Here is a 14,917-nt window from a genome sequence, read left to right as displayed (position 1 = left end):
TTACATAACTGCGCCGGGATGATTGCCAGCGCTGCGCTGGCAGGCATCATAGACGCTATTGTCAGGCAAGAGAGCAATATCATGATTCATGTTGTGCTGGTGGATGACCATGTGGTGGTTCGTTCCGGCTTTGCGCAATTACTCAGTCTCGAAGACGATCTCAACATCACCGGTCAGTTCAGTAGCGCGGCGGAGGCCTGGCCTGCATTACTGCATGATGACGTCAACGTCGCGGTGATGGACATCGCCATGCCGGATGAAAATGGCCTGAGCCTGTTAAAACGACTGCGGGCGCAGAAGCCCGGTTTTCGCGCCATTATTCTTAGCATTTATGACTCGCCGACGTTTGTACAAAGTGCACTGGATGCTGGCGCCAGCGGCTATCTGACCAAACGCTGTGGACCCGAAGAACTGGTACAGGCGGTACGATCGGTGGGTATGGGCGGGCATTATCTGTGCGCCGATGCGCTGCGGGCATTACGCGGCGGCGAGCAGCCCGCGCAGGTTCTGGAGGTACTGACCCCGCGCGAGCGCGAAGTGTTTGATCTATTGGTCAAAGGCGACAGCGTGAAAGAAATTGCCTTTAAGCTCGATCTCAGCCACAAAACGGTTCACGTCCACCGCGCGAACGTGCTGGGCAAACTGCAATGCCACAGCACTATTGAGCTGGTGCATTTTGCCCTCGACCACCAGCTACTGACGGGGCATTAATGTCGCGTAACCTTCGTCATTGGGTAATCTCCCTGTTTATTCTGCTGGCCTGGGGATCGGGCTGGTTGATGCTGTGGACGCTGGGGTTTTACCTGACCCACAACGGTCAGCAGGCGGCATTATTCCTGCCACACGGGGTCTATCTTGCACTGTTGATTCTGCTTTCTCGCCGCTACTGGCCCGCGCTAGTGCTGCCGCCGGTACTGATGCTGTTCTGGCTGCACAGCGAGCAATTATTGAATGGCTATATTTTGCTGGTAGCCCCATTAATTAGCCTTCTTCCGGCAAGCATCGGTCAGTTATACTGGCACCGCTTCCCCCTGTACTGGCAGCGCTTAACACTGCTGCTGGCCGCGGTAACAATTACCTCATTGCTTAATACCGCCCTGCTGTCACCGTTTATCGAAAGCCCGGCAACGTTAATTGGCCTGGCGTCGTTTACCGGCGGTGTGCTGCTGACGCCGTTTGTCTATCTGATCTATGAATTTCTGCGCCAGCAGCACCGTTATCATTTGCTCGGGTTGGATACTACCAATCCCCCGCTGCGCACCTCGCTTATCATCTGGTGCAGCCTGTTTTTTATTATTGGCATTGGCACACAAATGGTACTGTCGCCGGATATCGAGCGCCTGCTGCTGATCGTGGTGTTTTTACCGAACGTGGTGATGGCATGGAAATTTGGCTGGCAGGGCGGCGTGTTGTCCGGATTGCTCGGCAGCATGATGATCACCATCGCCCGGCAGATAGGCGTGGGGTTCAGTAATCTTCTTGAACTGGAGATTTTTCTCGCGACGCAGGCGTTGCTGGGTATTGGTCTTGGCATCGCCATCAGCCGCCAGCAGCATCTGGCGCAAAACTTGCACCATTATCGCCAGCGTCTGGAAGCCGAACTGGCGGCACGCCGTGCGCTGACCGAACAGCTGATTCGTACCGAGGAAGACACGCGAAAAAGTTTAGCGCGTGAACTGCATGACGAAATAGGCCAGAACATCACCGCCATCCAGATTCAGACGCAACTGGTCAAACGCGCGCCGGGTCGCGAGCAAACGCTTGAGGCGGCGAATCAGATCAACGATCTTGCCCGGCGCATTCACCACTCCACCCGCCAGCTTCTGCGCCAGTTGCGCCCGCCCGCGCTTGATGAACTGTCTTTCAAAGATGCGCTGTATCATCTGGTGAATGAATTTGCCTTTGCCGAGCGGGGCATCCGCTGCCGATTTAATTACCATCTGGAAAATACGCCAGAAAATGAAACGGTGCGCTTCACGCTGTATCGCCTGATGCAGGAACTGCTCAATAACATCTGTAAGCATGCCGATGCCAGCGAGGTATCGATTACGCTACGCCAGCGGGAACACCGCCTGTCACTGGAAGTCGATGACAACGGCGTGGGTATCCTCCCGGAAAAAATCCCCGGTTTCGGTATCCAGGGGATGCGTGAGCGGGTAAGCGCCCTCGGTGGCGAACTCACGCTGGAATCGAACCACGGCACGCGGGTAATTGTTAACCTGCCCACAAATTTGCAACAAACCAGCCGCTAACCAGGAAAAAGTCTTAGTCACTGCGGACTTTCTCTCATCCCCTTTTGCTTTCACTTTCCTATAGTCAGCACAAACGGAGACCGCCATGCACGCACGCGAAACAGACCAACAATACCGGACGCTACGTCCACAATTGCTGATGTGCATGGTGATTGGCTACGCCGCGTTTTATCTGACGCGCAAAAGCGTCAACTATGTACTCCCGGCGCTGCAAACGGATCTGGGGCTGGATAAAGGCGATATCGGTCTGCTGGGATCGCTGTTTTATCTGACCTACGGCCTGTCGAAATTCGCCGCCGGATTGTGGCACGACAGCCATGGGCAGCGCGCATTCATGGGAATAGGCCTGTTCGCCACTGGTGTTTTGAACGTGGTGTTCGCCTTTGGTGAATCGCTGACGCTGCTGCTGGCGGTCTGGACGTTGAACGGATTTTTCCAGGGCTGGGGCTGGCCGCCCTGCGCCCGCCTGCTGACCCACTGGTACTCGCGCAACGAACGCGGCTTCTGGTGGGGTTGCTGGAATATGTCGATCAACATCGGCGGGGCCATCATCCCGCTGATTAGCGCCTTTGCCGCCCTCTGGTGGGGCTGGCAGGCAGCGATGCTGGCACCAGGGATAATCAGCATGGCGTTAGGTATCTGGCTCACCCTGCAACTGAAAGGCACGCCCCAGGAAGAGGGATTACCGACAGTTGGAGAGTGGCGGCACGATCCGCTGGAGCTACGTCAGGAGCAGCAGAGCCCGCCGATGGGGCTGTGGCAAATGTTACGCACCACCATGCTGAAAAATCCGATGATCTGGCTGCTTGGCGTGTCGTATGTACTGGTCTATTTGATCCGCATTGCGCTCAACGACTGGGGCAACATCTGGCTGACGGAAAGCCACGGCGTGAATCTACTCAGCGCCAATGCCACGGTGATGTTGTTTGAAGTCGGCGGCTTGCTCGGCGCGCTATTTGCCGGATGGGGCTCGGATCTGCTGTTCAGCGGTCAGCGCGCGCCGATGATATTGCTGTTCACGCTGGGGCTGATGGTCTCCGTCGCCGCCCTGTGGCTGGCCCCGGTGCACCACTATGCGCTGCTGGCAGTCTGTTTCTTTACCGTGGGCTTTTTTGTGTTTGGCCCGCAGATGTTGATTGGTCTGGCTGCTGTCGAATGCGGACACAAAGCGGCGGCAGGTTCAATCACCGGTTTTCTCGGGCTGTTCGCCTATCTGGGGGCCGCGCTGGCGGGTTGGCCGCTGTCGCTGGTCATAGAACACTACGGCTGGTCGGGAATGTTCAGTTTGCTCTCGGTTGCCGCTGTTTTTATGGGTTTATTGCTGATGCCATTGCTCATTGCGGGCATTACCCCTTCTCTCAGTCAAAGGATAAAACAATGAAACTGACGCTTACCTCTACCCTGATTGCCTCCGCTCTGACGCTGGCGGCCTTCAGCAGTGCGGCACAAGCTCAAGGACGTCTGGTGGTGTATTGCAGCGCCACCAACGAGATGTGCGAAACCGAAACCAAAGCCTTCGGCGACAAATATGATGTGAAAACCTCATTTATTCGTAACGGCTCCGGCAGCACGCTGGCGAAGGTCGATGCCGAGAAGAAAAACCCGCAGGCGGATGTGTGGTACGGCGGTACGCTGGATCCACAATCCCAGGCCGGCGAAATGGGCCTGCTGCAGCCGTACAAATCGCCTAACCTCGCGCAGATCATGGAGAAGTTCCGCGATCCGGCAAAAGTAAAAGGTAACCTCTCCTCGGCGGTGTATGTCGGTATTCTGGGCTTTGGCGTTAATACTCAACGCCTGAAAGAGAAAAACCTGCCGGTACCGAAATGCTGGAAGGATCTGACCAAACCAGAATACAAAGGGGAAATCCAGATTGCTGACCCACAGAGTTCAGGCACCGCCTACACCGCGCTGGCGACCTTCGCCCAGTTGTGGGGTGAGGATCAGGCTTTTGATTACCTGAAACAGCTCAACGCCAACGTCTCCCAGTACACCAAATCCGGCATTGCTCCGGCGCGTAATGCCGCCCGTGGCGAAACGGCGATCGGCATTGGCTTCCTGCACGACTACTCGCTGGAAAAAGAACAGGGCGCCCCGCTGGAGCTGATCTCCCCGTGCGAAGGCACCGGCTATGAAATTGGCGGCGTCAGCATCCTGAAAGGCGCGCGTAACCTCGACAACGCCAAACTGTTCGTTGACTGGGTGCTGTCGAAAGACGCCCAGGAGTTGGCATGGAAGAAAGGTAAATCCTATCAGATCCTGACCAACACCACCGCCGAGACCTCGCCGAACTCGCTGAAGCTCGACGACCTGAAGCTTATCAACTACGACATGGATAAGTACGGCTCGACCGACGTACGTAAGGCCCTGATCAATAAGTGGGTTAGCGAAGTGAAGATGGGTAAATAAGCCCACGTTGCGTTCATTTGCCGGGTGCGGCGTAAGCGCCCGCCCGGCCTGAAATACCGGAACCGCTATGTCACACACACTTGCACTCCATCCCGTGAAAAAACGGGATGCGATATTTCTTTGGGTTTTGCTCGGCTGGCTGGCGTTTGCCCTGCTGCCAAGCTGGAGCCTGGACTACGGTCTGCTGGAGTCGACGGGCGAAGAAATACTCGCCGCCTACGGCTGGTCACAATTCAATATCAGTTGGTTATGGTATCTGCTACCAAGCCTGCTGCTGGTACGCCCGTTCCATGAAGCCAGACGCGAACAGCGCGGCCGCCATTATCTTGACGCAGGCTGGGCATTCTTCTGCATGGCCTTTATCGTCGCCAGCGCCACGCTTGAAGGTCGCGGCTTAGGCTATGCCACCATCGTGCTGTTTGTGGCGCTGGGCGCAATTATGACCCTGGCGCTTACCCGTCTTGAATGGCTGGGCGGCGACCGTTTCGTCATCGGCTCGCTGACCGCCATTGTCGCGCTGATCGGTATTTTTATCGTCTGGCCGAGCATCGCTATTTTCATTCCGATGTTCACCAACGACGCCGGGGAATTTGCGCCACTGGCGTTTATGAATGTGCTGTCGCAGGCGCATATCATTCAGGTGATCCTCAACTCGATTATGCTGTCGATTGCCGTCGGCGTCGGTTGTACCTTCTTTGGCCTGGTGCTGGCTATCTACACGACCCGTATCGCCAGACGTAGCGCCATCATCGGACGTATCTTCTCGATTCTGCCGATCGTCACCCCGCCGTTTGTCGTCGGTTTAGGCGTTACGCTGATGATGGGTCGCTCTGGTTACATCACCGAATTTATGGTCGACTGGTTCGGCTTAACCAACACCAACTGGCTGTACGGTTTTACCGGCATCTGGCTGGCGCAGGTGCTGGCCTTTACGCCGATGGCGTTTATGATCCTCGACGGGGCGATCAAGACCATTCATCCGTCGCTGGAAGAAGCATCATACACCCTGCGTGCCAGCCGCTGGCAGACCTTTAACGGCGTGTTTGTCCCGCTACTGAAACCGGCGCTGGCGAACGCCTTTTTGATTGTGGTGGTACAGTCGCTGGCCGACTTCAGTAACCCGCTGGTGCTCGGCGGTAACTTCGACGTGCTGGCAACGCAAATTTACTTCTATATCACCGGCTCGCAGCTCGATTATCAGGCCGCCAGTACGCTGGGCGCGTTCCTGCTGCTGTTCTCGCTGCTGGTATTCTGTGTGCAGTACATGTGGATCGGCAAGCGCTCCTACGTGACGGTCTCCGGTAAATCCTACCGGGGCGACGTCCAGCCGCTGCCAGTGACGCTGGTGTGGAGCGTGGTTGCGCTGCTGGCGGTGTGGATTGCCTTTAACGCCCTGCTCTACGGCAGCATTTTCTACGGCAGTTTCACCGTTAACTGGGGCGTGGACTACACCCTGACGCTGGCGAACTTTACCAAACTGTTCGGTCAGGGGATGAGCGACGGCGCGTGGCCTTCACTGCTCGACACTCTGCTCTACGCCGGGATTGCCGCGCCGATCACCGCGATCTTTGGTCTGCTGATCGCGTGGATTGTGGTGCGCCAGCAGTTTAAAGGTAAAAAAACCATCGAGTTCACCACCATGCTGTGCTTTGCCGTTCCTGGCACCGTAGCGGGCGTGTCGTACATTCTGGCCTTTAACAGCGCCCCGGTGTACCTCACCGGCACCGCCGCCATCGTGATTATCTCAATGGTGATGCGTAACGTGCCGGTCGGAATTCGGGCGGGCATCGCGGGCTTAGGCCAAATCGATAAATCGCTGGATGAAGCCTCGCTTAGCCTGCGTGCCGGTTCCCTGCGGACCATTACGCATATCCTGCTGCCGCTGCTGCGCCCGGCGATACTCTCGGCGCTGATCTACAGCTTTGTGCGCGCCATTACCACCGTCAGCGCCATTGTGTTCCTTGTGACGCCGGATACCCGCGTGGCGACGGCCTACATCCTCAACCGCGTGGAAGACGGCGAGTACGGGGTGGCGATTGCCTACGGTTCGATTCTGATCGTGGTGATGCTGGCGATTATTTTCATCTTTGACTGGCTGATCGGCGAATCACGTACCTCCCGTTCAAAAGCTAAAAACCAGGCGTAATGGAGCGCACTATGACTCAGAAAAATTTCGTTGAACTGCGCAACGTCACTAAACGATTTGGCAGCAACACGGTTATCGACAACATCAACCTCACCATTCCGCAGGGGCAAATGGTGACGCTGCTCGGCCCCTCCGGCTGCGGCAAAACCACCATTTTGCGCCTTGTCGCCGGGCTGGAAAAACCGAGTGAAGGCCAGATTTTTATTGATGGCGAAGATGTCACCCATCGTTCCATTCAGCAACGCGATATCTGCATGGTGTTTCAGTCGTATGCTCTGTTTCCGCACATGTCGCTGGGAGAGAACGTCGGCTATGGCCTGAAGATGCTTGGCGTGTCGCGCAGCGAAGTGAAGACGCGGGTGAAAGAAGCGCTGGCGATGGTCGATCTGGAGGGGTTCGAAGAGCGCTATGTCGATCAGATCTCCGGCGGTCAGCAGCAACGCGTGGCACTGGCCCGCGCGTTGATCCTCAAACCGAAGGTGCTGCTGTTTGATGAGCCGCTGAGCAACCTGGATGCCAACCTGCGTCGCAGCATGCGCGACAAGATCCGCGAGCTACAAAAGCAGTTTGATATCACCTCGCTGTACGTTACTCACGATCAGAGCGAAGCCTTTGCGGTTTCCGATACCGTACTGGTGATGAATAAAGGACACATCATGCAGATCGGTACGCCGCAGGATCTTTATCGTCAGCCGGCCTCACGTTTTATGGCGAGCTTTATGGGCGATGCCAACCTGTTTCCGGCCACCTTTAGCGCAGGATACGTTGATATCTACGGCTATCGTTTGCCGCGACCGCCGCACTTTAACGATCACGGAGAAGGGATGGTCGGCGTGCGCCCGGAAGCGATCACGCTCAGCGATCGCGGCGAGGAGAGCCAGCGCTGCGCGATCCGCCATGTCGCCTATATGGGCCCTCAATATGAAGTCACGGTGGAGTGGCATGGACAGGAGATCTTGTTACAGGTCAACGCCACGCGCCTGCAGCCGGACGTCGGCGAGCAGTACTACCTTGAAATCCACCCGTACGGCATGTTTGTGCTGGCAGATGCGGCATAAGATTTTGTTGCTTTGTAGGTCGGATAAGGCGCTTATGCCGCCATCCGGCAATGCCTGATGCGCTGCGCTTATCAGGCCTACAGTGAACGATGTAGGCCTGATAAATTCTCAGCTTCACGCTTTAAGCGCGGCAATATCCTTCGGCGTGGTGCGACAACACCCGCCGATCAACCGTGCGCCAGCGGCCTGCCACTGCGGCAAATAATCCGCCAACTGCGCACAATGCTCACTGTGATGATGCCAGGTTTTGCTTGCCGCATCATAATGCTCGCCTGAGTTTGGATACACCACCAGCGGCAGCGCCGTTAAGCCGTGCAGATGCTGCAATGCGGCGGTGGTCTTTTCCAGCGCAATACAGTTGATGCCTAACGCCACCACCTGCGGATAACCCGCCAGCAACGACACCACGTCACGCAGCGGCGTACCGTCGCTCAGGTGCTCGCTGTCGCGCAGAGTAAACGAGAACCACGCCCTGGCACGCGGATACGCGGTCAACAGCTCAGCCAGCGCGCCAATCTCGGTAAAATTCGGCAGGGTTTCACAGGCCAGCAGATCGGCCCCGGCATCCAGCAACGCTTCCACGCGCGGACGGTGAAACGCCTGAAATTCCTCAGCGCTACGTTGGTAATCGCCACGATACTCTGATCCATCCGCCAGATACGCGCCATAAGGCCCAACGGAGCCTGCCACCAGCAGCGTACCCGCCTGCGGGTTCTCAGCCAGCCAGGCTTCACGCGCTTTACGCGCCAGCTCCACGCTTTTGCCAATCAGCGCTTTCGACTGCGCTTCATTCAGGCCGCGCGCGGCAAAACCTGCCGGCGTGGCCTGATAGCTGGCGGTGATCGCGCATTGCGCCCCCGCCCGGAAATAATCAAGATGCACTTCGCGGATAAGCTGCGGATTTTCGACCAGCACTTTGGCTGACCACAGGCTGTCTGCTAAATCACAACCGCGCGCTTCCAGCTCCGTCGCCATCGCACCATCCAGTAACAGGAAATCCTGTTTGTCGAGGATGGCGCTTAACGGATTATTCTGCGACATGTTCTGGCTCCTGTTTTGATGGAAATAAGCCCTCACACTATCACAGCCATACCCGCAAGGCTCCGCGCTCACCCGCAATTATGGCGATGCGTCAACTCTGCACCAGACGGTCGCTTAAGCACCGTTAGCCGGGATCGACATCTGCGATTTACGGCTCATCAGAATAAATACCGCCAGGCCCGCCAGCAAAATCCCCGGCGCAGACGCCGCCATCACGCCCACCGTTCCAGTGCCCAGCGCTAACATTTTCCCGGCCAGCAGCGGGCCGCTCATCGCGCCCAAACGTCCGACAGCAACGGCGGTGCCCACGCCTGTGGCGCGAATCTGCGTGTTGTAAAATAACGGCGCCAGCGCATACAACACGCTTTGCCCACCAGTGGCAAACATCCCCGCCACAAATCCCGCCATCAGCATGCCGCTGAATGTCGACACCGTCCCCAGCGCCAGCAGCGAAGCCAACATCCCGGTGTAGATCAGCAGCGACATCACCACCGGACGCAGTTTGTCCATCAACGCCCCGAGAATTAACGTCCCGCTGGCTGCACCGATTTGCAGAGCAAACATCACGCCTGCCGCCTGCGAGGGTTGAAATCCCTGCTCCACCAGCAGCATCGGCAGCCAGTTGATCAGCATATACACCACCAGCAGGGTGAAGAAATAGCACAGCCACAGCAGCAGCGTAGCGCTCGCTGCCGCTGGCGCAAACAGGGCGCGCAACGGCGCGGCAGCTACCTGAGTTTGTTGGGTATAAACCTGCGATTCCGGCAACCAGCGCATCAACAGCGGAACCAGCAGCAGCGGGATCACCCCGCCAACCCAGAACACCGTTTGCCAGGCGGAGGCGAGACCGCTAAACCCAAGCGCCGCCGCTAACGCCGCGCCAATCGGCACGCCGCAGTACATCAGGCTCACCGCCGTACCGCGAAAACGTGGCCCCGCCGCTTCGGAGGTCAGCGCGATCAGATTCGGCAATGCCGCGCCCAGCCCGACGCCGGTCATCAGACGGGCAAATACCAGCGATGAGAAATCCCAGGAAATCGCCGTCGCCAGCGAGAACAGGCCGAACAACGCCACGGAGGCAATGAGAATGCGCTTGCGGCCATAGCGATCGGCCAGCATACCGCCCACCAACGCGCCGGGCAGCAGCCCGAGAATACCGGCGCTGAAGATCCAGCCCATCTGCATTTTATCCAGCGCAAACGCCTGAGCGATACCGACGGCAGCGATCCCGGCGGCCTGGAGATCCAGCCCTTCCATCAGGGCGACTAAAAAACACAGCCCGACGGTCAACGTCAGGCGCCAGGATGCGGGGGTACGGGTAGTCATAAGATGTACCTCTGAGGTCACGATGCAGGTGAATCGCGGCTGATACGTTGCCAGCCGCGTAATCATTTTTATTTGCTGTGGCGCAGATCCAGCGCCACGTCGACGATCATATCTTCCTGGCCGCCCACCATTCGGCGCTTGCCCAGTTCAACCAGAATATCAACCGCGCTCAGGCCATAACGCGCCGCCGCCACTTCACAATGACGCAGGAAGCTGGAGTACACCCCGGCATAGCCCAGCGCCAGCGTTTCGCGATCCACCCGCACCGGGCGGTCCTGCAGCGGACGCACCAGATCGTCGGCAGCATCCATCAGCGCATACAGATCGGTGCCGTGCTGCCAGCCGAGCTTATCCGCAGCAGCGATAAACACTTCCAGCGGCGCATTGCCCGCGCCTGCGCCCATCCCCGCCAGGCTGGCGTCGATACGATCGCAGCCCTCTTCCACCGCAGCAATCGAGTTCGCCACACCGAGACTGAGGTTGTGATGCGCATGCATTCCGGTTTCCGTCTCCGGCTTCAGTACCGCTTTCAGGGCGCGGAAGCGGGCGCGAATATCACTCATGTTCATCGCCCCGCCGGAATCGACCACGTAGATACAAGTCGCGCCGTAGGTTTCCATCAGCTTCGCCTGCTGCGCCAGATTTTCCGGCGTGGTCATGTGGCTCATCATCAGAAAGCCGACGGTATCCATACCCAGCTCGCGCGCATACTGAATATGCTGGGCCGACACGTCCGCTTCGGTGCAGTGGGTCGCCACGCGTACCACCCGCGCCCCGGCCTGATACGCATTTTTCAGGTCGTGAATAGTACCGATCCCCGGCAGTAACAGCGTGGCGATCTTAGCGTGCTGCACCACGTCTGCCGCCGCTTCAATCCACTCGAGATCGCTGTGCGCGCCAAAGCCGTAGTTAAAGCTGGAACCTTGTAAACCGTCGCCATGCGCCACTTCAATAGAATCGACCCGCGCATCGTCCAGCGCTTTCGCAATCTGGCGCACGTTTTCCAGCGAATACTGGTGACGAATGGCGTGCATACCGTCACGCAGGGTCACGTCAGAGATATAGAGTTTTTTACCGTTCATGCTGCTTCTCCTGACTGACGGGTGAGTGACTGCGCCATCTTCTCAGCGGTCGCCAGCGCGCTGGAGGTCATTATGTCGAGGTTGCCCGCATAGGCAGGTAAATAGTGCGCCGCGCCTTCCACTTCCAGATATACCGCGGTTTTGAGCCCGGAAAACTGGCCGATACCCGGCAGATTCACCGGTTTATCCTGCGGGATAACTTCAAACTGTACGCGCTGTTTCAGGCGATAACCCGGCACATAGGCCTGTACCGCCGCCGCCATCTCGTTGATAGACGCTTCAACTTCAATCTCGGAGGCCGCTTCGCTTAGCACATACACCGTGTCGCGCATCATCAGCGGCGGTTCAGCCGGGTTGAGCACAATGATGGCTTTACCTTTTTCGGCGCCGCCGACCACTTCAATCGCCTTTGAGGTGGTTTCGGTGAACTCATCAATATTGGCGCGAGTGCCCGGTCCCGCAGATTTACTGGCGATAGAGGCAATAATTTCGGCGTAATGGACTTTTGCCACGCGAGAGACAGCCGCCACCATCGGGATGGTCGCCTGCCCGCCGCAAGTCACCATATTGACGTTCTGCTGATCAACGTTAGCCTCCAGATTCACCACCGGCACGCAGTATGGACCGATCGCCGCGGGCGTCAGGTCGATCAGGCGGATCCCCGGTTTAATGGCGCGCAGCGCGGCGTCGTTCTTCACATGTGCGCCCGCGCTGGTGGCATCAAACACGATGTCGATATCGGCAAATTCCGGCATGGCGATAAGCCCAGTCACCCCTTCATGGGTGGTGGCAACACCCATACGTCTGGCGCGCGCCAGACCATCGGATTGCGGGTCAATACCGACCATCACCGCCATCTCCAGATGCACGCCGTGGCGCAGAATTTTAATCATCAAATCGGTGCCGATGTTGCCGGAGCCGATAATGGCGACTTTACGCTTACTCATGACTGACTTCCTTTTGTAACCGCCGTTGAAAAAGTGGCGGCAACTGAACCAATACCGTCGATATGGGCTTCAAAACGATCGCCCGCATTCACCGCCACCATCGGGCCTAACGCCCCGGTGAGAATGATGTCCCCCGCACGCAGCGGCTCGCCGAGGCAGGCCATTTTGCGCGCCAGCCAGACGGCGGCGTTGATCGGATGTCCCAGACATTCGCTGCCGCGCCCACTGGAGACCTCTTCGTTATTGCGCGTCATTTTCATTGCGCAATTTTTCAGATCTAACCCGGCCGGACGCTGCGCCGGCCCGCCGACCACATACACGCCGCAGGAGGCATTATCCGCCACGGTATCAACAAACTTTATTGACCAGTCGCGGATACGACTGCCGACCACTTCGAGCGCGGGCAGCACCCACTCTATGGCGTTATATAGCTCATCAAAAGTGGTGTCGGCATTGGGTAGATCGCGGTTCAGCACCAGCGCAATTTCCGCTTCAATACGCGGTTGCAGTACACGTGAAAACGGAATGGTGTCGTTATCGCCGTAGCACATGTCGGCAAACAGCGTTCCGAAGTCTGGCTGATCGACCCCCAATTGCTGTTGCACTTTCGGGTGCGTCAGCCCCACTTTGCGCCCAACCACGCGCCGCCCGCGCGCCACGTTGTCCTGCACGTTGATGCGCTGAATGGCATAGGCCGCTTCGGCATTGTCCATGCCAATCAGTTCACGCAGCGGGGCGATAGCTTCTCCTTTTTCCTCTGCCAGGCGTAAATCGGCGGCTAACTGCTCAAGATTAAGATTCGTCATGTCCGTTCCTTAAGGGCGTGCGAGGAAGTTCAGCACCAGTTGGTTAAAGGCATCCGCATGTTCCCACTGCGCCCAGTGCCCGCAGTCGCGGTAGATGTGCAGTTCAGAACCGGCAATCCCGGAGAGCAGGCGCAGACCGGCGTCCATCGGCACGAACCGGTCGTTGCGGCCCCAGACAATCAGGGTCTGGGCCTTGATTTCACCCAAACGCGGGCTGAAGTCCGGGAACTGTTTCGGGTTGGCTTCCAGACTCTGGACAAAGTTGTCCAGGTGATCGCGGCGCGACAGCATGTTATTCAGGCGCGCCTCAAACAGCGCTTCAGTCAGGTCACTGGTGTCGAAGACAAAAATCTCCATCATCAGCTTCAGATTTTCGATGGTCGGCTCACGATATAGCTGATTCAGACGCTTGATGCCTTCGGTCGGCATCGGGGTAAACAGGCTCATGCCGCCCGTTCCACCGCCCATCAGCACCAGCTTGCCCACGCGCTCCGGCCAGCTCAAAGTAAACGCCACTGCACTGTGGCCACCCATTGAGTTGCCCAGCAAGTGGATTTTCTGAATATCCAGCTGATCGACCACGCTTTTCAGAATGCGAGCGTTGAGATCGGATCGTGACCCGCGGTTAACGATCCCATCGCTTTTCCCCCAGCCAGGACAATCCAGCAGGATCACCCGGTATCCGGCCTCAACCAGCGGATCGATGTTGCGGCTGAAGTTCGCCCAGCCCGTCGCGCCAGGACCTGAGCCGTGCAGTAGCACCACGGTCTCTTCGCCCTGCCCACAGTCATTGAAATGCACGCGTAAGGTTTCGCCTGCTTCCTGCACCTCCAGAAAACGGCTGGTGGCGGCTTCGGTTTGCGGTTGGTAAGTCATGCTCTTCTCCTGCATATTCAGTTCTGTTTCAGTTCTGTGTGGTGGCGCTCAGGGAGCCGAATCCGGCGATCCACTCCGGGATCGGGCGATAATAACGACCTTCGCTGCGCCAGTTGCCAAAGGCAGAAATGGCGGCGAAGGCGGCAACCCAGGTTTTCACTTCGTGCGTTGATTTGCCCGCCATCGCGGATAGCTCTTCATTGCTGACCGCGTCCAGCTCCTGCAAACGCCCCTGCTCAAGCAGGGTCATAAAGCGGTTATCCCAGACGGGGTTAAGCGGGTGCAACGTGTGCTGGTCTTGCACAAATTTCTCGGCGGCACTGATCACTCGCTGCTGGCGCAATTCACGCTCGTTTTCGGGTAACTGTTTGCCGCTGCCGAGCAGGCGGTCGCGCATATGGGCATCGGCCTTTGCCAGCTCCGGCACCGGTGGCTGATGCGACAGGCCGCCGGAACCTAAAAACAACACGCGTTTATTCAGCGAACTGGCGAAACGACCAATGGCTTCACCGAGCATGCGGGTACGCTGAAAGCCCGGCAGCGGCGTGGCGACGCCGTTAATAAACACCGGTAACACCGGGACCTTATCCAGACCGCCGAGCAAAAACTCCAGCGGCTGCGCAAAGCCGTGATCGACCTGCATGTTGTAGGAAACTGCAAGATCGATACCGCTTTTCATCACCGCATAGGCGCAGGCCTCAGCGAGATCGGTGGGCACCGGCAATTCCCCGGCGGCGCTGCCGAAATCGCCGATTGCGGTGGCTCCTACGCCTAAACAAAACGGCGGCATCACATCGTAGAAAAAACCGTTGTAGTGATCGGGGGCAAATAGCACCACCAGCTCAGGATCGAACGCCGCAATACGTGCGCGGGCGCTGGCGATCACGCCGTTAACTTCATCGAGCACGGCCTGCGCCGGGTCGACATAGCCCACCAGCGGCGAGTGGGAAAGACAGTGAAGATAAGCGTGCATA

Annotated in this window: 13 protein-coding genes; 6 read left to right on the top strand and 7 right to left on the bottom strand. The window is 57.8% G+C overall.

The annotated features are described in order from the left end of the window. Positions 1-81: 81 nt before the first annotated feature. From FOB24_RS07285 to fbpC, 6 genes are all read left to right on the top strand, one after another. Positions 82-711, top strand: coding sequence for a response regulator transcription factor (locus FOB24_RS07285; RefSeq protein ID WP_150345564.1), 630 nt, complete (start codon positions 82-84; stop codon positions 709-711). After that, positions 711-2,252: an MASE1 domain-containing sensor histidine kinase gene (locus FOB24_RS07280; protein WP_150344723.1), complete on the top strand. Its 1,542-nt coding sequence runs from the start codon at positions 711-713 to the stop codon at positions 2,250-2,252. Before FOB24_RS07285 ends, FOB24_RS07280 begins: the two co-directional genes overlap by 1 nt. A gap of 85 nt (positions 2,253-2,337) precedes the next feature. After that, on the top strand, positions 2,338-3,633 hold the full coding sequence (gene uhpC / locus FOB24_RS07275; protein WP_038638059.1) for an MFS transporter family glucose-6-phosphate receptor UhpC: 1,296 nt from the start codon (positions 2,338-2,340) through the stop codon (positions 3,631-3,633). Beyond that, positions 3,630-4,661, top strand: coding sequence for an ABC transporter substrate-binding protein (locus FOB24_RS07270; RefSeq protein ID WP_069323924.1), 1,032 nt, complete (start codon positions 3,630-3,632; stop codon positions 4,659-4,661). Before uhpC ends, FOB24_RS07270 begins: the two co-directional genes overlap by 4 nt. A gap of 67 nt (positions 4,662-4,728) precedes the next feature. Further along, the gene (locus FOB24_RS07265) at positions 4,729-6,807 is read left to right on the top strand and encodes an ABC transporter permease (RefSeq protein WP_038638053.1); all 2,079 of its coding nucleotides are present in this window, start codon (positions 4,729-4,731) and stop codon (positions 6,805-6,807) included. An 11-nt stretch (positions 6,808-6,818) separates the two neighbouring features. Next, on the top strand, positions 6,819-7,865 hold the full coding sequence (gene fbpC, locus FOB24_RS07260; RefSeq protein ID WP_137346907.1) for a ferric ABC transporter ATP-binding protein: 1,047 nt from the start codon (positions 6,819-6,821) through the stop codon (positions 7,863-7,865). 114 nt (positions 7,866-7,979) lie between these two features. On the opposite strand, the gene mmuM is transcribed toward fbpC, so the two are convergent. The 7 genes from mmuM to mhpB form a co-directional block, all read right to left on the bottom strand. After that, complete coding sequence (mmuM, locus tag FOB24_RS07255) at positions 7,980-8,906, bottom strand: homocysteine S-methyltransferase (protein WP_087857020.1); 927 nt, start codon at positions 8,904-8,906, stop codon at positions 7,980-7,982. A gap of 114 nt (positions 8,907-9,020) precedes the next feature. Then, positions 9,021-10,232 carry a 3-(3-hydroxy-phenyl)propionate transporter MhpT gene (gene mhpT, locus FOB24_RS07250; protein ID WP_038643046.1) on the bottom strand — a complete coding sequence of 404 codons (1,212 nt, stop codon included), beginning with the start codon at positions 10,230-10,232 and terminating at the stop codon, positions 9,021-9,023. 68 nt (positions 10,233-10,300) lie between these two features. Next, positions 10,301-11,314, bottom strand: coding sequence for a 4-hydroxy-2-oxovalerate aldolase (gene mhpE, locus FOB24_RS07245; protein ID WP_069323921.1), 1,014 nt, complete (start codon positions 11,312-11,314; stop codon positions 10,301-10,303). Then, positions 11,311-12,261, bottom strand: coding sequence for an acetaldehyde dehydrogenase (mhpF, locus tag FOB24_RS07240; protein WP_038638040.1), 951 nt, complete (start codon positions 12,259-12,261; stop codon positions 11,311-11,313). Before mhpF ends, mhpE begins: the two co-directional genes overlap by 4 nt. Further along, positions 12,258-13,067, bottom strand: a complete 810-nt coding sequence (gene mhpD / locus FOB24_RS07235; RefSeq protein ID WP_150344722.1) for a 2-keto-4-pentenoate hydratase — start codon at positions 13,065-13,067, stop codon at positions 12,258-12,260. Before mhpD ends, mhpF begins: the two co-directional genes overlap by 4 nt. Before the next feature lie 9 nt (positions 13,068-13,076). Next, positions 13,077-13,943 (bottom strand): 2-hydroxy-6-oxonona-2,4-dienedioate hydrolase, encoded by an 867-nt coding sequence (gene mhpC, locus FOB24_RS07230; protein WP_069323918.1) that lies wholly within the window; start codon positions 13,941-13,943, stop codon positions 13,077-13,079. 28 nt (positions 13,944-13,971) lie between these two features. Beyond that, positions 13,972-14,916, bottom strand: a complete 945-nt coding sequence (gene mhpB / locus FOB24_RS07225) for a 2,3-dihydroxyphenylpropionate/2,3-dihydroxicinnamic acid 1,2-dioxygenase (RefSeq protein WP_150344721.1) — start codon at positions 14,914-14,916, stop codon at positions 13,972-13,974. Position 14,917 lies beyond the last annotated feature (1 nt).

Source organism: Citrobacter werkmanii (assembly GCF_008693645.1).
Taxonomy (GTDB): Bacteria; Pseudomonadota; Gammaproteobacteria; order Enterobacterales; family Enterobacteriaceae; genus Citrobacter; species Citrobacter werkmanii.
Note: the sequence above shows the minus strand (reverse complement) of the source record. Positions and strands in the feature narration are given on the sequence as shown.

Excerpts from the sequence above, each read along its gene's own strand:
- FOB24_RS07285 (WP_150345564.1), top strand. The coding sequence starts at position 82 with ATGATTCATGTTGTGCTGGTGGATGACCATGTGGTGGTTCGTTCCGGC.
- FOB24_RS07280 (WP_150344723.1), top strand. The coding sequence starts at position 711 with ATGTCGCGTAACCTTCGTCATTGGGTAATCTCCCTGTTTATTCTGCTG.
- uhpC (WP_038638059.1), top strand. The coding sequence starts at position 2,338 with ATGCACGCACGCGAAACAGACCAACAATACCGGACGCTACGTCCACAA.
- FOB24_RS07270 (WP_069323924.1), top strand. The coding sequence starts at position 3,630 with ATGAAACTGACGCTTACCTCTACCCTGATTGCCTCCGCTCTGACGCTG.
- FOB24_RS07265 (WP_038638053.1), top strand. The coding sequence starts at position 4,729 with ATGTCACACACACTTGCACTCCATCCCGTGAAAAAACGGGATGCGATA.
- fbpC (WP_137346907.1), top strand. The coding sequence starts at position 6,819 with ATGACTCAGAAAAATTTCGTTGAACTGCGCAACGTCACTAAACGATTT.
- mmuM (WP_087857020.1), bottom strand. The coding sequence starts at position 8,906 with ATGTCGCAGAATAATCCGTTAAGCGCCATCCTCGACAAACAGGATTTC.
- mhpT (WP_038643046.1), bottom strand. The coding sequence starts at position 10,232 with ATGACTACCCGTACCCCCGCATCCTGGCGCCTGACGTTGACCGTCGGG.
- mhpE (WP_069323921.1), bottom strand. The coding sequence starts at position 11,314 with ATGAACGGTAAAAAACTCTATATCTCTGACGTGACCCTGCGTGACGGT.
- mhpF (WP_038638040.1), bottom strand. The coding sequence starts at position 12,261 with ATGAGTAAGCGTAAAGTCGCCATTATCGGCTCCGGCAACATCGGCACC.
- mhpD (WP_150344722.1), bottom strand. The coding sequence starts at position 13,067 with ATGACGAATCTTAATCTTGAGCAGTTAGCCGCCGATTTACGCCTGGCA.
- mhpC (WP_069323918.1), bottom strand. The coding sequence starts at position 13,943 with ATGACTTACCAACCGCAAACCGAAGCCGCCACCAGCCGTTTTCTGGAG.
- mhpB (WP_150344721.1), bottom strand. The coding sequence starts at position 14,916 with ATGCACGCTTATCTTCACTGTCTTTCCCACTCGCCGCTGGTGGGCTAT.